This is a genomic window from Rhodococcus pseudokoreensis (assembly GCF_017068395.1).
Classification (GTDB): Bacteria; Actinomycetota; Actinomycetes; order Mycobacteriales; family Mycobacteriaceae; genus Rhodococcus_F; species Rhodococcus_F pseudokoreensis.
Window position 1 is genome coordinate 1,269,003 of the sequence record NZ_CP070619.1, and the last position, 19,806, is coordinate 1,288,808.

The window sequence follows — 19,806 nt, forward strand, 5'->3', positions numbered from 1 at the left end:
GCACCGCAGGGGGTGATCGAGTGCGGATACGTGGACTGTTGACGGTGACTGCCCTGACCGTGGGCGCAGTTGCCACCCTCGGGTCCTCGACCGGCGGTTCCGCGGTCAGCGGCGCAACCGCGAGCACCACCGCCTACTCGTCCACCGGTGCGGCGACAGCCCTCGCGGCGTCGTCGGTCACGCCGGGCAGCACTCCCCCGGCCGCGTACCTCCCGCCCGCGGGAATCGTGGCGCCGACACCTCGGGTCGCGCGGTCGCAGCGGGCCGCGCCACCGCCGCCCGCCCCGGCTCCCGCCGTGACAAATCCCACATCTCCCGCCTCTTCGGCGTCGCCGTCCGGCACCGGGCTCATCGCCGCACCGGTGATATTGAGCGCTCTGGGCATCCCGGAAATCGTGCTCAACGCGTACCGGTCCGCGGAACTCGAGATGATGGCGGAGTCCCCCAAGTGCGGTCTCCCGTGGCATCTGCTGGCCGGGATCGGCCGCATCGAATCGGGGCACGCCGGCGGCGGCCGGACCGACTCGGTGGGCACCACGATCACCCCGATCCTGGGTCCGGTTCTCGACGGCAGGCTGGCGGGCAACGAGATCATCCGCGACACCGACCGCGGCGCCACGGACGGCGACCCCGGGCACGATCGCGCCGTCGGACCGATGCAGTTCATTCCGTCCACGTGGGCCAAGTACGCGTCGGACGGCAACGCCGACGGCGTGGCCGATCCCAACAACGTGTTCGACGCGACGCTGGCGGCCGCCCGGTACCTCTGCTCGGGCGGTCTCGACCTCCGCGACCCGCTCCAGGAGACCCGCGCGGTCCTGCGCTACAACAACTCGGCCGCTTACGCCGCCAACGTCATCACCTGGTCGAACGCGTACAGGAACGGGGGAACGCCGACGCCGAGCCAGTTGTCGGAGTCGGCCTCGCCGTCGCCCGGACGGGTCGCCGACGCCGCCGCGGCCGGATCGGACCTCCCCCGCGATCTCGCGACCACCCCGCAACCGTCGACGGACGGTGCCGCCGCCCCCACGACGCCCGCTCCGGCCCCGCCGATTCCCGGACTCCCGCCACTGCCGCAACTGCCCTGTCTGCTCTTCTGCCCGCCCGCCGATCCGTCGGCTCCGGCGGCCGCCGTGCCCGACCCGGGCACCCCCGCTCCGGTCGCGCCCCCGGCCACCGCTCCGGCTGTCACCGCTCCCCGGTAATCACCCCCGCCTCCGCCGCGCGCTCTGCCATCTCGCAGGGCGCGCGGCGGACGTGCGCGGGTCGCTCCTCGCGTTCGGGCGACCGGCCCCGCTTCGACATCACGCCCACGCGGCGCCCTGGCGTGACCTCGCCGTGTTGGTTACCCTCGCTCACGTGGCGCTCCGAGTAACGGAACCCTCCAATACAAGTCCGTTAGATCACAGTTGAATAACGGAAAGATATCGAATCAGGTAGCCTCGATCCGGTCAGTTGAACGGAACACCCCAAGACGGGGGTCGCAGGAGGCAATCGAGTGGGTCGGCACAACAAGAAGACGGATTCCCATATCCGCCGCAATTCGGTCATCGCGCTTACCGGACTCGTCCCCATCGGACTGATCACCGCAGCCAACACGGCCGGAGCCGCACCCAAGGTCCCGTTCCTGTCCACGAGTTCCTCGTCGGAGGTCGCCGACGTCGCCCAGGAGGCGACCGACACCGCACCCGAGGCCGCAGAAGCCGTCACCCCCGTGGCCGAGACCGCCGCCGAGTCCGCACCCGCGGTCGAGGCAGCACCCGCTGCGCCGGCACTCGCACCCGTCCAGGCCACCCCGCCCCTCCCCACGAGCATCGCGCAGGGCGCACTCGGCATCCCCGCCGTCAACGTCGCGGCGTACCAGAACGCCGAACGCATCCTCGCGGTCGAGCAGCCCGGTTGCGGCATGTACTGGACGCTGATCGCCGGAATCGGCCGCGTCGAGTCCACCCACGCCTACGACGGCAAGACCGACGACAAGGGCAACATGCTCAACCCCGTCCTCGGCCCGGTCCTCGACGGCAGCCTCGGCGGCAACGCCGTCATCCGCGACACCGACGGCGGCAAGCTGGACGGCAACACCACCTACGACCGCGCCGTCGGCCCCACCCAGTTCCTGCCCGAGACCTGGAACCGCTACGCGGGCGACGGCAACGGCGACGGCGTCGCCGACCCGCAGAACGTCTTCGACTCCGCACTGACCACCGGAAAGTACCTGTGCGACGGCGGATTGAACGTCAAGGATCCGATCCAGGCGGCCAAGGCCGTGCACCGGTACAACAACTCGGCGGCCTACGTGGCCAACGTCCTCGCATGGTCTGCCGGCTATTCCAGCGGAATCATCCCGGCGGCCGCGGACCTGCCGCGCATCCACTGAGCGCGCATCCTTACCATTGAGTCATGCCAGTCCTGAGCGAGTCCGCTGTACGTAGCGCCCTGGCGCGCGTCCAGGATCCCGAGATCCGGAAACCGATCACCGAACTCGGGATGGTCAAGAGCATCGACATCGCGGCCGACGACAGTGTCGACATCGCGATCTACCTGACCACCGCGGGCTGTCCGATGCGGACCGAGATCAGCGACCGCGTCACCAAGGCTGTGGCGGACGTCCCCGGCGTCGGTGCGATCCGCGTCGAACTCGACGTGATGAGCGACGAGCAACGTACCGAACTCCGCAAGTCGCTGCGCGGCGACTCGGCCGAGCCCGTCATCCCGTTCGCGCAGCCCGGTTCGCTCACCCGCGTCTACGCGGTCGCGTCCGGCAAGGGCGGCGTCGGCAAGTCCAGCGTCACGGTCAACCTGGCCGCCGCACTGGCCGCCCGCGGACTGTCGGTGGGCGTGCTCGACGCCGACATCTACGGACATTCCGTTCCCCGCATGCTCGGCACCGACGCCAAGCCCACGCAGGTCGAGCGCATGATCATGCCGCCCGTCGCGCACGACGTGAAGATGATCTCCATCGCCCAGTTCACCCAGGGCAACACCCCGGTCGTGTGGCGAGGACCGATGCTGCACCGCGCGCTGCAGCAGTTCCTCGCCGACGTCTTCTGGGGCGACCTCGACGTTCTCCTGCTCGATCTGCCGCCCGGAACCGGCGACGTCGCCATCTCCGTCGCGCAACTGATCCCCGGTGCGGAGATCCTCGTCGTCACCACCCCGCAGCAGGCCGCGGCCGAGGTCGCCGAGCGCGCCGGTGCCATCGCCCTGCAGACCCGTCAGCGCATCGTCGGCGTCGTCGAGAACATGTCCTGGATGGATATGCCCGACGGCAGCCGGATGGACATCTTCGGTTCCGGCGGCGGTCAGGCCGTCGCCGACCGCCTCACGAAGGCCGTGGGCGCGAAGGTGCCGCTGCTGGGACAGATCCCGCTCGAGCAGGCGGTCCGGGAAGGCGGCGACGGCGGCGTTCCCATCGTCCTCGGCCAGCCGGATTCACCGGCCGCGACGGCACTCCGCGACATCGCCGACAAGTTGGCCGTCCGCAAGCGTGGGCTCGCCGGGATGTCGCTGGGGATCGACACCACCCGGCACCTCTAGGCGGCTCCGGCGCTCGTGCGCCTTTCCTGTTGCGGGAGCAACCAGAAAGGCGCACGAGCCCGAAGGGCCTAGGTGGCGTCGAGGTCGATCGGGGGGCGCTCGCCCGCCGCGAGCGGCTTGTTCTGCGGAGCGGTGGGCGCCGACGGATCGGCGCTGACGGCCTTCGTTCCCGGGTTCGACTTGTCGAACGACACCGAACTCGGCTTGTCGAAGTTGCCGGTGAGAATCGAATCGTCACCGTCGAGAAGGTGTTTGGTGATGACGGCACGTGGGGTCATTCCGCGGAGCTGATTGAGGTCCGCCAGCGGTTTGCGGAGATCCTCGAACTCCGGACCGAGTTCGTCCTTGAGTTGCTGGCTCGCGCCGCTCGCATACTCGCGGACCTGCCTCAGTGATTTCGTAACCCAGCTGATCGCACCCGGAAGCCGCTCGGGTCCCAAGATGACCAGAGCCGCGACGAGGAGGACCATGAACTCGCCCCAACCAATGTTGCCGAACACGTGGTCAGCCTACTGTGCGGTGTGGGTGCATGCCCAGGTGGCGGAGCGATTTCACAGCAACCTCTCGAGTCAGTCGGAGGCCGGGGTCACGTCGACATCGACGAGCCGGCCCTCGCGGATCAGCTGAACCCGGACGGGCTCACCGATCTTCTGCAGATTGACAGCGACGACCAACTCGTCGGCGCTCGTGACCGTGCGGTCGCCGACCTTGACGATGACGTCGTTCTCGACGATGCCCGCCCGCGCGGCCGGGCTGTCCGAGCGGACGTTGGCCACCTGGGCTCCGCTGGTGTTGTCGTTGACGACGGTGCGGGCGTTGACGCCGATGTCCGGGTGATGCATCTGCCCGTCCCGGATGAGGGTCTGAGCGACCGTGGTGACGTCGTCGATGGGAATCGCGAAGCCGAGGCCCACCGAGCCACCGGATTCGCTGAGCATGGCGGTGTTGATGCCGATCACCCGGCCGGTGTCGTCGACGAGCGCGCCGCCCGAGTTGCCGTGGTTGATGGCGGCGTCCGTCTGGACGGCGTCGATGACGGCGTTCGTGTCGGAGCCCTCGCCGGACAGTCGCATCGGGCGGTGCAGGGCACTCACGATGCCGCGGGTGACGGTCTTGCTGAGTCCGAGGGGCGAACCGACGGCGACGACGTCCTCACCGACCTGCACGTCCCCGGACCTGCCGAGTTCCGCGACCGTCAGATTGTCGGCGGAGACCTTGAGCACGGCCAGGTCGGTCTTGATGTCGCGACCGACGATCTGGGCGTCGGCCTTGGTTCCGTCGGAGAAGATCACCTGAATTTTGCCGCCGTCGGGGGCGGTGGCGGCGGCGGAGATGACGTGATTGTTGGTGACGATGTACCCGGCGCCGTCGATGACGACACCCGAACCGGTGCTGCCCTGGTCGCCGACCGCCACCTGGATGGACACGACGGAGGGCAGGACGGCGTCCGCGACCTGCGCGACGGGCGACTGGCCGAGGTCCTCGTCGCCGCCCTGGACGAGGGTGACGCTGTCGCTGGTGAGCGAGCTGCGATCGGCGGTGATCACCGCGGCGAGCAGGCCACCGACCAGACCGATCGCGAGCGCTATTCCGCCCAGCGCGGCGAGCGCCTTCGGCGCCACCTTGCCGCCGAACAGGACCTCTCGGGCGCTGAGGGCGGGAGCCGGCGGCCGCGAGTGGTCCGTGGCGTGCAACGCCGGGGATCCGAGTTCGACGCCCGCTGCGGGGTCGCGCCACGGGTCGGCGGGCGGGGCCTCGACTGCCGGGGCGGTGGTCTTGCGGTGGGGATCGCGCTGAATGGTGTCGACCTCGCCGTCCGGGCGGCCGAACGCCTCCGCCAGCACGGGGTCAGGGGCACCGACCTTCATCGGGGGTTCGCTCTCACGCCGGGCATCCGACGGAGCGAAGGAACCGGTGACGCCACCCGGTCGGCCGAACGCGCGGCTGGACGCCGCATCGATCTGCGGCCGGTAGACAGGTCTCGGATCGAGCCGTGGGGCGTCCGCCGGACGCAGCGTGCCCGACTCGTCCGCCACGGGACCGTCGGGCGCCGTCGCATCGGAACCCGGAGTCTTGTAATCCGCCGTCACGCTGTCGTGTCCCCCTCGTGTGCGTCAGTCACGCGCCCCAGTATCACCGATGCCCCGCCGGGCGCGGACACCGCCGTCGTCGGTCCGGCTGCGCTCAACGGCGCCAGCGCCGGGACCAGATCCGGCTGGTGATCGAGTACTCGCTCGTGACCGGCGAATCCGGGGTGTGGGAGTCGAACGGGGACTTGTCGGCGGGATCGCCCTGGTTGCAGCTGGGGATCTGGCTCAGCAGACCCAGCAGACCCGAGGGCATCGCGACGTCACCGCTGCGGCGAAGAGCACGCCGCGCCTGCTGCTGGGAGTCGACCTCGAACGCACACTCGGCGCAGATCGACAGGTGGTGGGCGGCGCGCAGATAAGCGGACATGCGGAGTTCACCGTCGACGAAGGCGGCGATCGCCTCACTCGCCAAGTGTTCGGTGGAGCCAAACTGGCGAGGTACACGCCCCTGCGTCATTCGTCCCTCCTGGTAACTACCCGACGCCGATCTGATCGGAGTCAACCTTTCCGTTCACAGCCAGATGCTCACGCAGAGCCTGCCTGCCGCGGTGGATGCGGCTGCGCACGGTTCCGAGCTTCACACCCAGTGTGGCACCGATCTCCTCGTAGGACAGTCCTTCGATGTCACACAGCACGACCGCGGCGCGGAACTCCGGGGCCAGCGAATCGAGCGCTGCCTGCAGATCGGCGTCCAGGCGGGCGTCGTGGTAGATCTCCTCGGGGTTCGGCCCGTCGGCCGGGACCCGATCGTAGTCCTCGGGGAGCGCTTCCATGCGGATGCGGTTCCGGCGGCGGACCATGTCGAGGAAGAGGTTGGTGGTGATGCGGTGCAGCCAGCCCTCGAACGTGCCGGGCTGGTAGTCGGACAGGGACCGGAACACCCGGATGAACGTGTCCTGGGTGAGGTCCTCGGCGTCCTGCGCGTCGCCCGACAGCCGGTAGGCCAGTCGGTAGACGCGGTCGCCGTGCTCGCGGACGAGTTCGTCCCACGACGGCATGGCGGACTTCTCGCCTGTGGCATCGAACACAGCGGTGCCCGTCAGCTCGGCGTCCGACAGCTGCTCGTCGGTGTTTCTCTCGTCTGGAGCCATCGTGTCTTTGCTCATCGAGTTAAGTGGATCCTCCTACTCAGGACCGCAGATCACTGGACGTGGTATAGGCGTCAACTCCCGGGAGCCGGGATTTGTTCCCGGGCTCTCGGACTTGTCCTCCATCGTCGCGATCTCCCCGCCGGGCGGTCTTCGGATCTGGCGTTGGGCTTACTCTTTCCCACCCCGATATGTGTGTGGTGTGAGCAAGCTGAGGTATTCCTGAGAATCGCGCAGGGCCGGGTCACAGCATTGTTGTCGAGCGCGCCTCGCAGCGGCGATGACGAGACCCCGATAGCCTCATGTGCGTGCAGACAAACGCCGAACGGATACTCACCCACGCAGAAGGGGCTGTCCGTGAAGACGAGGCCCTCGGTGCGGCCAGGGAGCGGGCGGACGACCTCGGTGCCGAACCGGTACCTCCCGCGGTCGGTGCTGCGCTCGCCCTGTTTGCCCGCATGCTGGACGCCAAGACGGTCGTCGAGGTCGGCACCGGCGCGGGTGTGAGCAGCCTGTGGCTGCTCCGGGGCATGCGCGAGGACGGCGTCCTCACCACCATCGACAGTGAACCCGAGCACCAGCGGGCCGCCAAGCTGTCGTTCCGGACCAACGACATCGCACCCGCCCGGACGAGGCTGATCAACGGCCGGGCCCTCGACGTCCTGCCGCGACTCGCCGACAGCGCGTACGACCTGGTGTTCGTCGACTGTGCGCCGGTCGACCACCCGCACTACGTCCGCGAAGGGGTTCGGCTGCTGCGCCCGGGCGGCGCGATCGTGCTGCACAACGCGCTGAACGGCGGCCGGGTCGTCGACCCGAGCCAGCGGGACGCCGCGACCGTCGCCGTCCGCGAGGCCACCAAGGTGCTCGCCGAGGACGACAAGCTGATCCGGGTGCTGCTGCCGATCGGCGACGGCCTACTCTGCGCATCCAAGCTCTAAGGGGCGTCCAAGCTCTGGGAGGCGTCCCAGCTCACAAAGGCGCCCAGCCCCGAGAGCCCCGTTTCCGGGGCCCTCCCGCTAGATCCAGACGCCCTTGCCGATGGCCACGACTCCACCGTTGCTCACGGCGAAGCGCTGCTTGTCGCGCTCGAGGTCGACGCCGATGATCTCCCCGTCGCCGACGACCACGTTCTTGTCGAGGATCGCGCGGCGCACGACGGCGCCCTTGCCGATGCGCACACCCGGCATGAGGACGCTGCCCTCCACGGTTGCGCCGCTGTCGACCATCACGTTGGAGCTGAGCACGGAGTTGCGCACCGTGGCCGCCGACAGGATGCAGCCAGCCCCGACCACGGACTCCTGGGCGAGGCCGCCCTGCACGAACTTGGCGGGCGCGAGGTTCTCCGTCTCGCCGCGGATCGGCCAGCGCCGGTTGTAGAGGTTGAAGATGGGGTGGACCGACACGAGATCCATATGGGCGTCGTAGAACGCGTCGAGCGTTCCCACGTCCCGCCAGTAGCCCCGGTCGCGGTCGGTGGCGCCGGGGACGATGTTGTCCTTGAAGTCGTACACGGACGCTTCGCCCGCCTCGACGAGCGCGGGGATGATGTCGCCGCCCATGTCGTGGTCGGAATCGGAGTTCTCGGAGTCGGCCCGGATGGCGTCGACGAGCACCTTGGTGGTGAACACGTAGTTGCCCATCGACGCGAACGTCATGTTGGGGTCGTCCGGGGTCCCCGGCGGATGCGCCGGCTTCTCGAGGAACTGCACGATGCGGCCCGACTCGTCGCTGTCGATACAGCCGAATGCGAACGCCTCGCTGCGCGGCACCCGGATCCCGGCCACCGTCACGCCGGCGCCCGACTCGATGTGGTGCTGCACCATCTGCTCCGGGTCCATCCGGTACACGTGGTCGGCGCCGAACACGACGATGTACTCGGGGTCCTCGTCGTAGACGAGGTTCAGCGACTGCAGGATCGCGTCCGCGCTGCCGGTGTACCAGCGCGGGCCCAGACGTTGCTGCGCGGGAACGGGAGTGATGTATTCCCCCGCGAACCCGGACAGTCGCCACGTCTGAGAGATGTGGCGGTCCAACGAGTGCGACTTGTACTGCGTCAGAACACACAGGCGGAGGTATCCCGCATTGACCAAATTGCTGAGCACGAAATCGATCAACCGGTAGGCGCCTCCGAAAGGCACAGCGGGCTTCGCCCGATCCGCGGTGAGCGGATAGAGACGTTTGCCCTCGCCGCCGGCGAGCACGATTCCAAGCACATGTGGCTGGCTCCTCACCCTGTCAACCTATCGGGCGGCCACTCCCCCCGCCAGCGAAGCGCCGACTCACAATTTCTCCGATACCCGAATGTGTCCGAGAGCGGTGGCCCGAAGCGGCCCGGACGGTTACGTTAGGCCGGTGCGGGTGGCGATGATGACCAAGGAATATCCACCGGAGATCTATGGCGGTGCGGGTGTACACGTCACCGAACTGGTTGCTCAGTTGAAGCAGCTGTGCGAGGTGGACGTGCACTGTATGGGCGCTCCGCGCGTCGGGGCGGTCGTGCACACCCCCGATCCCGCGCTGGCCGGGGCCAATCCGGCGCTCGCGACGCTGTCCGCCGAACTGCGCATGGCGGACGCCGCGACGGGCGCCGACGTCGTGCACTCGCACACCTGGTACACCGGTCTCGCCGGCCATCTGGCGTCCGCACTGTACGACGTGCCGCACATCCTCACCGCCCACTCCCTCGAGCCGCGCAGGCCGTGGAAGGCGGAGCAGCTGGGCGGCGGCTACCGCATCTCGTCGTGGTCCGAGCGCAACGCGGTGGAGCACGCGGACGCGGTGATCGCCGTGAGCGCCGGCATGCGACTCGACGTCCTCGACGCGTATCCGTTCGTCGACCCGCACCGGGTCCACGTGGTGCGCAACGGGATCGACACGTCCGTCTGGCACGCGGGACCGGCAGGTCACGGGCAGTCCGCGCTGGCGAAGATCGGCGTCGACCCGGACCAGCCGATGGTGGCGTTCGTCGGCCGCATCACCCGGCAGAAGGGCGTCGGTCATCTGATCGCCGCAGCACACCACTTCGCGCCCGAGATCCAGTTGGTGCTGTGCGCAGGCGCCCCCGACACCCCGGAGATCGCCGCCGAGACCGAGCAGGCCGTCGCCGCCCTCGCGGCGCACCGCGGCAACGTGTTCTGGGTGCGCGAAATGCTCCCCACCGAACAGGTGCGGGAAATCCTGTCGGCCGCAACCGTCTTCGTGTGCCCGTCCGTGTACGAGCCGCTGGGGATCGTGAACCTCGAGGCCATGGCCTGCGAGACCGCGGTCGTCGCGTCCGACGTCGGCGGCATCCCGGAGGTGGTGGAGGACGGGGTCACCGGCCGTCTGGTGCACTACAACTCGTACGAGCCGGAAGCGTTCGAGCAGGCGCTGGCCGAGTCGGTCAACGCGATCGCCGCCGACGTCGGCACCGCCGAGGCCATGGGCAAGGCCGGGCGGGCGCGGGCGATCGCCGAGTTCTCCTGGGCGGCCATCGCGCAGCAGACCCTCGACGTCTACCAGGACGCGCTGTCGCGCCGCTGACGCTCAGAGCCGGGTGTAGGTGGACACCGTCACCGACGCCGTCACCGGATATTCCTGCGGCAGCGCCGCGATCGAGGAGGCGAGCCGCTCGGGTGTCAGGTGCCGCGCCGACGGCCCCATCCCCACCAGGCGGGTCACGTCGAGGTGCGACAACGACATCGGGTACTCCACCGCCACGTGGCCGGTGCGCTCGAACCGCCCGGACATCGCGGCCCCGAGCCGCTCGACCTTGCGGTCGTCCACCCGGACCATGCCGAGCAGGTCCACGAGTTCCCCCAGGTGCCGCTCCGTGGGCGTGAGGACCACCAGGGATCCGTGCTCGGCCAGCACCCGGTGCGCCTCGTCGGCGTTGCGGGGCGCGAACACGCACAGGACATGGCTGAGGACGTGGTCACGCACCGGAAGGTGTTGCCACACGTCGGCAACCACCGCCCCGGCGCGCGGGTGGGACCTGGCGATGCGACGGGCCGCGTACTTGGACACGTCCAGCCCGATTCCCCGGCCGGTCGGGGTGGCGTCGAGGACGCGTGCCAGGTAGTGGCCTGTGCCCGCGCCGATCTCGAGGATCCGGGGGTCGTCGACAGCCCCGGTGCCCGCCACCACGGCGTCGGCGACGGCATCCATCAGCGGGTCGAAGCTGCCGCCGCCGAGGAAGTCCGCACGTGCGGCGATCATTTCGGGGCTGTCGCCGTCGAACTTGCCGCCTGCCCCGGTCATCAGGGTGACGTAGCCCTGCCGCGCCACGTCGAAGGTGTGCCCTGCGTCGCACAGGATCGCGCCTTCGTCGAGTTCCACCGGCGACCGGCACTGTGGGCAGGCCAGCAGGTCGGTCACATCGGCCAGCACGAACGTCCGCCTCCCTGTTCCGGACACGGAACAGGCCCCGCACCGAGAACGGCGACGGGGCCTGCCCTGTGAGGTTCTCTCCGCACTCGACTAGCTGGTGACGCCCTTGAGCTCTTCACCGAGTGCGGCAGCTTCCTCCGGGGTGAGCTCGACAACCAGACGTCCACCACCCTCGAGCGGAACCCGCATGACGATTCCTCGTCCCTCTTTGGTTGCTTCGAGGGGACCGTCCCCGGTCCGGGGCTTCATGGCCGCCATCCTCTGCTCCCTCCAGATCTGCGCTGCCTGCTTGCGCCTCGACAAATTTTGGCACCCCGCCAACACTCGGCGAGGCTTGTGACATCCATTCTTCCCTATGGACACGAGTACCGGGAACCTGAGTCACGAATACGCAGGTTCACCGGCAATTCAGGCAGTGATCGGGACCCAGCAGGCGGCGACGTGGTCGTCCACCATCCCGGTGGCCTGCATCAGTGCATAAGCGGTGGTAGGACCCACAAACTTGAACCCTCGCCGCTTCAATTCCTTCGCCATCGCAGTGGACTCGGGTGTGACGGCCGGGACGTCGTTCACGGTGGCCGGACGGCTCGGGCGCGGCGGCGGGGCGAACGACCACAGCAGCGTGTCCAGGTCGGTGTCCGACAACTCCAGCAGGGCCCGGGCGTTGCTCACCGACGCCTCGATCTTGGCGCGGTTCCGGACGATCGACGCGTCCTCGAGCAGGCGCTCCACGTCCCGCTCCGAGTACCGCGCGACCGCCTCCGGATCGAAGCCGGCGAACGCGGCCCGGAAGGCCTCGCGCTTGCGGAGAATCGTGATCCACGACAATCCGGACTGGAACGCTTCGAGGCACAGCCGTTCGTACAATTCGTCGCGGCCGTGCAGCGGACGACCCCACTCGAGGTCGTGGTAGTCGCGGTACAGGCTGGACCCGTCCGTGTCGACCGCCCACACGCACCGCACCCTGTCCTCGGCGCTCACGACGCGTCTCCCGGATGGTCGGACGCAGCTTCGACGGCAGCCAACTGCTCACGCAGCGAATCGATTTCACGACCCAGCCGGGCCAGCGCCCAGTCGACCTCGCTCGCCTTGTACCCCCGCAGCGTCTGCTGGAATCGCAACGCCTCCACGTCGGCGCCCGTCACACCGTCGGCGGGCAAGGCCGTGAGTGTGGTGCCGGGTGGCAGGGGCGCGAGTTCCTCGGAACGGCCGAACACCGCACTGGCGGCGAGGAACAGCATCGCGCCGACGAACGCCATGACGAGCAGATAGAGCAGGGCTGTCACCATGCTCCGATCCTGTCACGGACGTCCGACAGCCTCCCGCCTCAGGGGCGCCCCGTCAGGGGCACACCGTGTTCATCGGCGGACGATCGGCCAGCGCGACGTCCGTCGTCGTCGGCACGAAGGAGTCGCCGTCCACCAGGAACTGGGTCAGACCCGCCCCCGAGTCGGGCACCCCGCAGCGCCGCATCATCGTGCCGATGATCTGCCTGCTCATCACCCCGAGTTCGGACAGCGGGCGGTTCCGGTGCTTGCGCACCCCCAGATTGACCTGGCCGATCGCACCGAGACCGAGACGGTCGTACGTGTCGAGCAGCAACCCGATCTCGACGCCGTACCCGGGGGCGAACGGAACCGCCGACAGCAACTCCCGGGTGCCGGCGTACTCGCCGCCCAGCGGCTGCAGCACACACGTCAGCTCCGGCCGCAGCGACGCCAGCATCGGGCGCGCCACGAGTTCGGTCACCCGGCCGCCGCCGTTGGCGTCCTCCGTCCCGCTGAGCCGGAGCGGACGCCGGTAGTAGCCCTTCACCAGATGGATGCCGTCGGCCGTCAGCAGCGGTCCGAGGAGCTTCGGGACGAACGCCGGATCCGGGTTGATGAGATCGGAGTCGACGAAGGCGATGAGATCGCCGGTGCTCGCGGCGACGGAACGCCACAGCACCTCCCCCTTGCCCGCGACGGGCGGGAAGGCGGGTACCGCCTCCTCCCGGCTGATCACCGTGGCGCCCGCCGCGCGTGCGCGTTCCGCCGTCAGATCCGTCGATCCGGAATCGAGCACGATCAACTCGTCCACCAGCCCGCCGAGCAGCGGGTGGATCGTGTCCACGACCGCGGCGACGGTCTCCTCCTCGTTGAGCGCGGGCAGGACCACCGACACGGTGCGCCCCGCCTTCGCCCGCTCGAGTTCGGCGATGCTCCACGACGGCTGGTCCCAGCTGTTCGCCTCGGCCCAGGAACGCGGGGCCCGCTCCTCCGCCAACATCGTGCGGGCCGGCCGGGCCCCCACGGCACTCATGCCAGCCCCCGCACGGTGCGGGACGGGGCGCGTCGGCCCTGAATCGCGGCCACCATGTCCACCACTCGACGCGTGGGGGCAACTTCGTGGACACGGAAGACTCGGGCGCCTCCTGCGGCGGCCATAGCTGTCGCTGCCAATGTTCCCTCCAACCGCTCGACGAGATCTACCCCTAGAGTCTCCCCGACGAAGTCCTTGTTGCTCAGCGCCATGAGCACTGGCCACCCCGTATTTACAAGATCTTCCACTCGCCGCAACAACTCGAGCCCGTGATAGGTGTTTTTCCCGAAATCGTGGGTCGGATCGATGAGGATCGAGTCGGCGGGCACGCCCAGCCGGGCCGCGTTCTCGGCGGCCGACACCACTTCCTCGAGGACGTCCGCGACGACGTCGGAGTAGCGGACGCGGAACGGCCGGGTCCGCGGGACCGCTCCGCCGGTGTGCGAACAGACGATGCCGGCACCCGTCTCCGCGGCCACCTCGACGAGCGCCGGGTCGGCGCCTGCCCATGTGTCGTTGATCAGGTCGGCCCCCTCGGCGACGGCCAGCCGCGCCACGTCGCTGCGCCAGGTGTCGATGCTGACGAGCAACTCGGGATAGCGTCCGCGGATCGCGGCGACGAACGGCACCACCCGCCGGATCTCCTCCGCCGAGTCGACGACGTCGCCGGGCCCGGCCTTCACGCCGCCGATGTCGACGAGGTCGGCGCCCTCGTCCACGGCCCGCTCGACCGCCGACATCGCCGCGGAGTCGGTGAACGTGGCACCGCGGTCGTAGAACGAATCGGGCGTCCGGTTCACGATGGCCATCACCAGCGCACGATCGACCGCCACGGGCCGCCCGCACAGCGTGGGCGACGGACGGTAGGGCGCGGGCGGTACGTCTCTCTCGGCCATGCCACCAATATTGGCACGCAGCGAAATCGCGCCTCCGGCGCCCGTGAGTACTTCTCAACCACGGGCGGTTAACAAGTACTCACGGGCGCGGCAGCGACCCCTTCGCCACTTCCTCGACGTACCCGTCGTACGCGCGCTCGTAGCCGCCGCTGCGACCGGACAGCACGTGCAGCGTGTCGGTGTCCTCGACGTCGTAGCCCTCCTTGCGGAGTTCCACCTTGCGGCTCTTGAACGTCGACGTCTGCTCCAGCGAGTCGACGACGCGGACGAACAGCGGCACCGCGTACGACGGCAGCCGCTGGAACAGCAATTCCGCCACGTCGGAGCCGTCGAAGTCCTCGTTCTCGTGCAGCGTCACCGCGGCCATCCCGGCGCGACCGTCGGTGCCGGGGATCTCGACGCCGTACACGACGGCATGCTCGACCGCGGGATGCGCGAGAAGCGCGCCCTCGACCTCGGTGGTCGCGACGTTCTCCCCCTTCCAGCGGAACGTGTCGCCGAGCCGGTCGACGAACGCGACGTGCGCCCAGCCCTGGCGGCGCACCAGGTCGCCGGTGTCGAACCAGCAGTCGCCGTCGTCGAACGCGTCGCGGACGAGTTTCTTGTCGGTGGCGTCCTCGTCGGTGTAGCCGTCGAAGGGTGCCCGGTCGGTCACCTTCGACAGCAGCAGGCCGACCTCTCCGGTGGACACCTTCCGCAGTTTGCCGTCGGAGTGCCGCCGCGGCGCACCGTTGTCCTCGTCGTACTCGACCACGGCATGCGGGAGGGGGCAGATGCCCGCGGTCCGGTCGACGTTGAGGGCGTTGACGAACGCGATGTTGCATTCGCTGGCGCCGTAGAACTCGGCCACCCGGGAGATGCCGAACCGGGTGGTGAACTCGGACCAGATCTCCGGACGAAGCCCGTTTCCGACCATCAGCCGGACGTCGTTGTCGCGGTCGCCCGGCTTCTCGGGCTGGTTGAGCAGGTACCGGCACAGTTCACCGATGTAGGTGAACGCGGTGGCCCGGTTCAGTGCGACGTCGTCCCAGAACTTGGACGCCGAGAACTGTTTGCCCAGCGCGAGCGTCGCCCCCGACCCCAGCACCGAGGACAGCGACACCGTCAGCGCGTTGTTGTGGTACAGCGGCAGGCAGCAGTAGAGGACGTCGCTACCGCGCAGCCGGACTCCCATGTTGCCGAGTCCGGACATGCTCTTGAGCCAGCGGAAGTGACTCATCAGGCTGGCCTTCGGCAGGCCGGTGGTGCCGGAGGTGAAGATGTAGAAGGCCTTCTCCCGGGCCTGGATCTGCTCGCACACCTCGGGGTTGCCGTCGCCGGCCTTCCCGGCGAGCCGGTCGAGGTCGTCGAAGTACACCACCGAGGCCGCGGCGGGCTGTTCGTCGAGCGAGTCCATGGCCTCGCCGCACGCCTCGGACACCACGAGGACGCGGCTGTCGAGCAGCGAGATGCTGTGCGCGAGCACGTCTCCGCGCTGATTGTGGTTCAGCATCCCGGCGGTGGCACCGAGCTTGACCGCGGCGAGTGCGATGAGCAGCGTCTCGGGGGCGTTCTTGCCCAGGATCCCGACGACGTCCCCGCGCGACACTCCGAGGTCGGCGAGTACGTGGGCGTAGCGGTTCACCCGGATGTTGGCGTTCCGGTAGCTCAGCGAGTCGCCCTCGAACCGCAGGAACGTGCGGCGCGGGTGCGCGGCGGCGGCGCGCTGGAAGACCAGGCCGATCGACTCCTTCGCGTCGGGGGTCCGGATGAGGCCGAGGACTCCCTTCGCCATGGTCGGCAGTTCCGGGATCATGGCAGGCAACCGCCTGGCCAAATCGACCACACCGATCGTCGAACGTGCTTCAGAACGCATGACATCCCCTCAGGCCTGCAGTATGAATCAGGTCACCTTACTGCACGGTAACAACGTGCGCCACGCCGGCGATCGGACGGCTCCTCAGGGGCGGCAGGCGTCCAGCGCCTCCCCGACCTCGGTCCGGATGAGCAGCCTGTCGAGTGCGCGCTGCGCCACGAAGCCGCCTCCCCGCAGACCGTTGATCCAGTCCAGCAGCCCCGTGTAGTGACCGTGCGGATCGAGCAGGACGACCGGCTTCTCGTGCATGCCGAGATAGCCCGCGGTCCAGGTTTCGAACAGCTCCTCGAGCGTGCCGATACCGCCGGGCAGCGTGACGAACGCGTCGGCCCGGTCCTCCATGACCTGCTTGCGCTGGCGCATGGTGTCGGTGACGACGAGTTCGTCCGCGTCGACGTCGGCCACTTCCCTGTGCACGAGGGCTTTCGGGATGACTCCGACGGTCGTCGCCCCGGCGGCGCGGGCGGCCACGGCCACTGCGCCCATCATGGAGAGATTGCCGCCGCCGGACACGAGTTGCCAACCGCGCTTTCCGATTTCGGTGCCCACCTGGGCCGCCAGCTCCAGGAAGTGATCATCCACTGGCCCGGAAGCACAGTAGACGCACACCGAGAACGGCTGCGGTGGAACATTTTCCGGGTTCACCACTGCTCCTCCGTTCCGAGCAGTTCGGCCTCGTCGACTCCCTGCTGAGATTTGACGACGATCCGCACCGCCTCCTCGACACTGTCCGTGACGTGCAGCAGGTTGACGTCACCTTCCGAGATCTTGCCGCTGCGTTCGAGGGTTCCGCGGATCCAGTCGACGAGCCCGGACCAGTACTCGGTGCCGAACAGGATGATCGGGAACCGGGTGACCTTGCGCGTCTGCACCAGGGTCAGCGCCTCGAACAGTTCGTCGAGCGTCCCGAAGCCGCCGGGCAGGCAGATGAACGCCTGCGAGTACTTCACGAACATCGTCTTGCGGGCGAAGAAGTACCGGAAGTTGATACCGAGGTCGACCCACTCGTTGAGGCCCTGCTCGAACGGCAACTCGATGCCGAGGCCGATGGAGTATCCACCCGACTCGCTGGCGCCGCGGTTGGCGGCCTCCATCACACCGGGGCCGCCGCCGGTGATGACGGCGTATCCGGCCTCGGCCAGGCGCGCACCCAGCGCCCGTCCCGCCTCGTACTCGGGATGACCGGGCTCGGTGCGGGCGGACCCGAACACGGTGACCGCACGCGGCACCTCGGCGAGGGCACCGAACCCTTCGACGAATTCGCTCTGGATCCGCAGGACCCGCCACGGGTCGGTGTGCACCCAGTCGGTCCGCCCCCGCTCGTCGAGCAACTGCTCGTCGGTGGTGGTGTCGTCCTTGCGGGCGCGCCTCAACTGCACCGGACCCCGGTGCCTCACGGACGAGGACTTCCGCCCGTAATTGTTCTTCTCGGGTGCCATGCGCCCCAGGCTAACGGGTGGCCCGTTCGGGGCACCGGGCAGTCACGGGGTGCTCAGATAGGCGCGGAGCACGGTCGCCACGTCGGTGATCTGCTGGACGGGGACGTGCTCGTCGCGCTTGTGCGCGAGGTTCGGATCGCCGGGACCGTAGTTGACGGCCGGGATGCCGAGCGCGGAGAACCTGGACACGTCCGTCCACCCGTACTTGGCGCGGAACTCGCCGCCCGCCGCCTCGATGAGGGCCGCGGCCGCCGGATCCGTCAGCCCGGGGAGCGCGCCCGGCGACAGGTCCGTGACCTCGAAACCCAGCTCGAGACCGTCGAAGACCTCCCGCACGTGGTCGATGGCCTGCTCGGCGCTGCGGTCGGGTGCGAAGCGGAAGTTGACGTCCAACTCCGCCGCGTCCGGGACGACGTTGCCCGCGACTCCGCCGGCGATCCGCACGGCGGACAGCCCCTCCCGGTACACGCAGCCGTCGATGTCCACCGACCGCGCGGTGTAGTCCGACAGCCGCTGCAGGACCGGGGCGAACCGGTGGATCGCGTTGTCGCCGAGCCACGATCTCGCGGAGTGCGCACGGGTGCCGCGGGTGGTCAGTGTCACCCGCAGCGTGCCCTGGCAGCCGGCCTCGATGAGCCCTCCCGTCGGCTCGCCCAGGATCGCGACGTCCGCGCGCAGCCACTCGGGTATCTCACGTTCGATCCGTCCGAGCCCGTTGTGGACGGCCGCGATCTCCTCGCAGTCGTAGAACACCAGGGTCAGGTCGTGCGCGAGGTTCTCCACGGTGGCGGCGAGATGCAGGAACACCGCGTCGCCCGACTTCATGTCGACCGTTCCGCACCCGTGCAGCAGGTCGCCCTCACGCCGGGACGGCACGTTGTCCGCGATCGGCACGGTGTCGAGGTGCCCGGCGAGCATCACCCGGCTCGGGAGCCCCCGATCGGTGCGGGCGAGCACCGCGTTGCCGTTGCGGATGATCTCGAAACCGGTGGTCTGCTCGCCCAGCGCCGACTCGACGGCGGCGGCGATCGCCGACTCGTCGTGGGAGACGCTCGGGATGTCCACCAGCGCGGCGGTGAGGTCGATGGGATCAGCGTGGAGGTCGAGTGTGCTCACCGGTCCACCCTAAGCCGACCCGCCTTCCCGCTACGGTGTTGCTACCCGTCGAAGCCACCCGGGATCTCGTAGATCGCACCGTCGAAACCGATGCGGAACAACCGTCCCGCGGAGAAGCCGCCGGACCCCTGCCCGTACACGACCATGCTCGACGACGGCAGTCCCGACGCCAGCACGCAGTACTGGCCCGGCGCGTCGACGCGCCAGATCTCGCCGCGCACGTTGGCCGGGACCACCGGGCGTCCCCGCGAATCCAGGGTCAGGCCGTCGGGTGCCGCGAACGTGTCGGGACCGGACAGGTCGAGGATGCTTTCGGAGGCTCCCGGGTTCGCGATCGGGATCCGGCTCACGCCCGGGTTCACGAACGTCCGCGACACGTAGAGGTACCGGTCGTCGACACCGAGCACCGCGCCGTTCGCGCTGGGCAGCGTCGCCCAGTTCGGTTCGACCCGGCCGTCGGGGAACACCCGCCCGATCTGCGTTCCGAAGTCGTTGGTGGCGTACGCGGTCCCGGCGGCGTCGACGTCGAGTCCGTTCGCCGCGCTCAGACCCGACACGAACGGGGTGAGCGCGCCGGTGGCGGTGTTCAGCTTCGCGATCGCTCCCGGACGCAGGATGTCGCCGAGGAGCACACGGGCGTCCGCGCCGTACCCCACCAGCAGTGATCCGTCGGACGCCCAGGCGAGGGCGCCCGCGCCGCTGCCGCCAGGCACCGTCGCGACGGGGACCGCCGGCGCTCCCGGCGCGTCGAGACGGAACACCCGCCCGCTGATCAGGTCGGTCGTGTAGAGCCGGCCGCCGCCGTCCACGGCGACGCCCTCGAGCGCGGCACCCGGCACGCGCCCCACCAGGACCGGCGGCTGGCCTGCGCCCGGACACACCGGCGCGGCGGACGCGGTCTGCGGCGCCGCCACCGACACCACCCCGGCGAGCAACGCCCCCGCGGCCACGGCCCGCAGGCCGCGTCCCGTGACTCGGCCCCACTGTGAAATACGCATTGCCACGACCTTTCCCGGTGTCTCGCACGTGCCCCGTGCATGGTCCCCCATGAGCCCGGAACCCGCTCGGTTTCGAATCGATCACGCCGAGATAACGACCGCTCGAGAATGCCCG

The 19,806-nt window shown here is 69.2% G+C and carries 21 protein-coding genes; 5 read left to right on the forward strand and 16 right to left on the reverse strand.

Annotated features, from left to right (window positions below; all coding sequences use genetic code 11):
- Positions 1–20: 20 nt before the first annotated feature.
- The 3 genes from JWS13_RS11265 (at position 21) to JWS13_RS11275 (ending at position 3,537) form a co-directional block, all read left to right on the forward strand.
- Complete coding sequence (locus JWS13_RS11265) at positions 21–1,205, forward strand: lytic transglycosylase domain-containing protein (protein WP_206005616.1); 1,185 nt, start codon at positions 21–23, stop codon at positions 1,203–1,205.
- Between the two features lie 293 nt (positions 1,206–1,498).
- Positions 1,499–2,377, forward strand: coding sequence for a lytic transglycosylase domain-containing protein (locus JWS13_RS11270; RefSeq protein WP_206005617.1), 879 nt, complete (start codon positions 1,499–1,501; stop codon positions 2,375–2,377).
- Between the two features lie 23 nt (positions 2,378–2,400).
- Positions 2,401–3,537, forward strand: a complete 1,137-nt coding sequence (locus tag JWS13_RS11275) for an Mrp/NBP35 family ATP-binding protein (RefSeq protein WP_072949613.1) — start codon at positions 2,401–2,403, stop codon at positions 3,535–3,537.
- Positions 3,538–3,605: 68 nt separating this feature from the next.
- On the opposite strand, the gene tatB is transcribed toward JWS13_RS11275, so the two are convergent.
- The 4 genes from tatB to sigE form a co-directional block, all read right to left on the reverse strand.
- Positions 3,606–4,037 carry a Sec-independent protein translocase protein TatB gene (tatB, locus tag JWS13_RS11280; protein WP_124392222.1) on the reverse strand — a complete coding sequence of 144 codons (432 nt, stop codon included), beginning with the start codon at positions 4,035–4,037 and terminating at the stop codon, positions 3,606–3,608.
- 69 nt (positions 4,038–4,106) lie between these two features.
- Positions 4,107–5,627, reverse strand: a complete 1,521-nt coding sequence (locus tag JWS13_RS11285; protein WP_124392221.1) for a trypsin-like peptidase domain-containing protein — start codon at positions 5,625–5,627, stop codon at positions 4,107–4,109.
- 94 nt (positions 5,628–5,721) lie between these two features.
- Positions 5,722–6,084 (reverse strand): DNA-directed RNA polymerase sigma-70 factor, encoded by a 363-nt coding sequence (locus tag JWS13_RS11290; RefSeq protein WP_015889772.1) that lies wholly within the window; start codon positions 6,082–6,084, stop codon positions 5,722–5,724.
- A 16-nt stretch (positions 6,085–6,100) separates the two neighbouring features.
- A complete protein-coding gene (gene sigE / locus JWS13_RS11295) occupies positions 6,101–6,733 on the reverse strand; it encodes an RNA polymerase sigma factor SigE (RefSeq protein WP_206005618.1) in 633 nt (210 codons plus the stop codon).
- A 284-nt stretch (positions 6,734–7,017) separates the two neighbouring features.
- Between sigE and JWS13_RS11300 the strand changes: the two genes are divergently transcribed.
- Positions 7,018–7,656, forward strand: a complete 639-nt coding sequence (locus JWS13_RS11300) for an O-methyltransferase (protein WP_206005619.1) — start codon at positions 7,018–7,020, stop codon at positions 7,654–7,656.
- Positions 7,657–7,734: 78 nt separating this feature from the next.
- Here the strand turns inward: JWS13_RS11300 and glgC are convergent, their stop codons facing one another.
- Entirely contained in the window at positions 7,735–8,949 is a 1,215-nt protein-coding gene (gene glgC / locus JWS13_RS11305; RefSeq protein WP_005239253.1) for a glucose-1-phosphate adenylyltransferase, read from the reverse strand.
- 121 nt (positions 8,950–9,070) lie between these two features.
- Here glgC and glgA point away from each other — a divergent pair, with 121 nt between their 5' ends.
- On the forward strand, positions 9,071–10,240 hold the full coding sequence (glgA, locus tag JWS13_RS11310; RefSeq protein ID WP_206005620.1) for a glycogen synthase: 1,170 nt from the start codon (positions 9,071–9,073) through the stop codon (positions 10,238–10,240).
- A 3-nt stretch (positions 10,241–10,243) separates the two neighbouring features.
- Here glgA and JWS13_RS11315 read toward each other — a convergent pair whose 3' ends face one another.
- The 11 genes from JWS13_RS11315 to JWS13_RS11365 form a co-directional block, all read right to left on the reverse strand.
- The gene (locus JWS13_RS11315) at positions 10,244–11,086 is read right to left on the reverse strand and encodes a putative RNA methyltransferase (RefSeq protein ID WP_206005621.1); all 843 of its coding nucleotides are present in this window, start codon (positions 11,084–11,086) and stop codon (positions 10,244–10,246) included.
- 90 nt (positions 11,087–11,176) lie between these two features.
- Complete coding sequence (locus JWS13_RS11320) at positions 11,177–11,344, reverse strand: DUF3117 domain-containing protein (RefSeq protein ID WP_003936084.1); 168 nt, start codon at positions 11,342–11,344, stop codon at positions 11,177–11,179.
- Between the two features lie 150 nt (positions 11,345–11,494).
- The gene (locus JWS13_RS11325; RefSeq protein ID WP_206005622.1) at positions 11,495–12,067 is read right to left on the reverse strand and encodes a DNA-3-methyladenine glycosylase I; all 573 of its coding nucleotides are present in this window, start codon (positions 12,065–12,067) and stop codon (positions 11,495–11,497) included.
- Entirely contained in the window at positions 12,064–12,375 is a 312-nt protein-coding gene (locus tag JWS13_RS11330) for a DivIVA domain-containing protein (RefSeq protein ID WP_206005623.1), read from the reverse strand. Before JWS13_RS11330 ends, JWS13_RS11325 begins: the two co-directional genes overlap by 4 nt.
- Before the next feature lie 52 nt (positions 12,376–12,427).
- The gene (locus tag JWS13_RS11335; RefSeq protein ID WP_374229719.1) at positions 12,428–13,387 is read right to left on the reverse strand and encodes a glucosyl-3-phosphoglycerate synthase; all 960 of its coding nucleotides are present in this window, start codon (positions 13,385–13,387) and stop codon (positions 12,428–12,430) included.
- Positions 13,384–14,283 (reverse strand): dihydropteroate synthase, encoded by a 900-nt coding sequence (gene folP, locus JWS13_RS11340; RefSeq protein ID WP_206005624.1) that lies wholly within the window; start codon positions 14,281–14,283, stop codon positions 13,384–13,386. The genes JWS13_RS11335 and folP overlap by 4 nt, the downstream gene beginning before the upstream one ends.
- Before the next feature lie 79 nt (positions 14,284–14,362).
- The gene (locus JWS13_RS11345; RefSeq protein ID WP_206005625.1) at positions 14,363–16,138 is read right to left on the reverse strand and encodes a long-chain-acyl-CoA synthetase; all 1,776 of its coding nucleotides are present in this window, start codon (positions 16,136–16,138) and stop codon (positions 14,363–14,365) included.
- Between the two features lie 84 nt (positions 16,139–16,222).
- Complete coding sequence (locus JWS13_RS11350) at positions 16,223–16,786, reverse strand: LOG family protein (RefSeq protein ID WP_206005626.1); 564 nt, start codon at positions 16,784–16,786, stop codon at positions 16,223–16,225.
- Complete coding sequence (locus JWS13_RS11355; protein WP_206005627.1) at positions 16,780–17,577, reverse strand: LOG family protein; 798 nt, start codon at positions 17,575–17,577, stop codon at positions 16,780–16,782. Before JWS13_RS11355 ends, JWS13_RS11350 begins: the two co-directional genes overlap by 7 nt.
- A gap of 42 nt (positions 17,578–17,619) precedes the next feature.
- Positions 17,620–18,693, reverse strand: coding sequence for a succinyl-diaminopimelate desuccinylase (dapE, locus tag JWS13_RS11360; RefSeq protein WP_206005628.1), 1,074 nt, complete (start codon positions 18,691–18,693; stop codon positions 17,620–17,622).
- 41 nt (positions 18,694–18,734) lie between these two features.
- A complete protein-coding gene (locus tag JWS13_RS11365) occupies positions 18,735–19,691 on the reverse strand; it encodes an SMP-30/gluconolactonase/LRE family protein (protein ID WP_206005629.1) in 957 nt (318 codons plus the stop codon).
- Between the last annotated feature and the right edge of the window lie 115 nt (positions 19,692–19,806).

What these genes read in the sequence shown, in the direction of transcription:
- JWS13_RS11275 (WP_072949613.1), top strand. Translation starts at nt 2,401, where the DNA reads ATGCCAGTCCTGAGCGAGTCCGCTGTACGTAGCGCCCTGGCGCGCGTC.
- JWS13_RS11290 (WP_015889772.1), bottom strand. Translation starts at nt 6,084, where the DNA reads ATGACGCAGGGGCGTGTACCTCGCCAGTTTGGCTCCACCGAACACTTG.
- sigE (WP_206005618.1), bottom strand. Translation starts at nt 6,733, where the DNA reads ATGAGCAAAGACACGATGGCTCCAGACGAGAGAAACACCGACGAGCAG.
- JWS13_RS11300 (WP_206005619.1), top strand. Translation starts at nt 7,018, where the DNA reads ATGTGCGTGCAGACAAACGCCGAACGGATACTCACCCACGCAGAAGGG.
- JWS13_RS11320 (WP_003936084.1), bottom strand. Translation starts at nt 11,344, where the DNA reads ATGGCGGCCATGAAGCCCCGGACCGGGGACGGTCCCCTCGAAGCAACC.
- JWS13_RS11330 (WP_206005623.1), bottom strand. Translation starts at nt 12,375, where the DNA reads ATGGTGACAGCCCTGCTCTATCTGCTCGTCATGGCGTTCGTCGGCGCG.
- JWS13_RS11335 (WP_374229719.1), bottom strand. Translation starts at nt 13,387, where the DNA reads ATGAGTGCCGTGGGGGCCCGGCCGGCCCGCACGATGTTGGCGGAGGAG.
- folP (WP_206005624.1), bottom strand. Translation starts at nt 14,283, where the DNA reads ATGGCCGAGAGAGACGTACCGCCCGCGCCCTACCGTCCGTCGCCCACG.
- JWS13_RS11345 (WP_206005625.1), bottom strand. Translation starts at nt 16,138, where the DNA reads ATGCGTTCTGAAGCACGTTCGACGATCGGTGTGGTCGATTTGGCCAGG.
- JWS13_RS11355 (WP_206005627.1), bottom strand. Translation starts at nt 17,577, where the DNA reads ATGGCACCCGAGAAGAACAATTACGGGCGGAAGTCCTCGTCCGTGAGG.
- JWS13_RS11365 (WP_206005629.1), bottom strand. Translation starts at nt 19,691, where the DNA reads ATGCGTATTTCACAGTGGGGCCGAGTCACGGGACGCGGCCTGCGGGCC.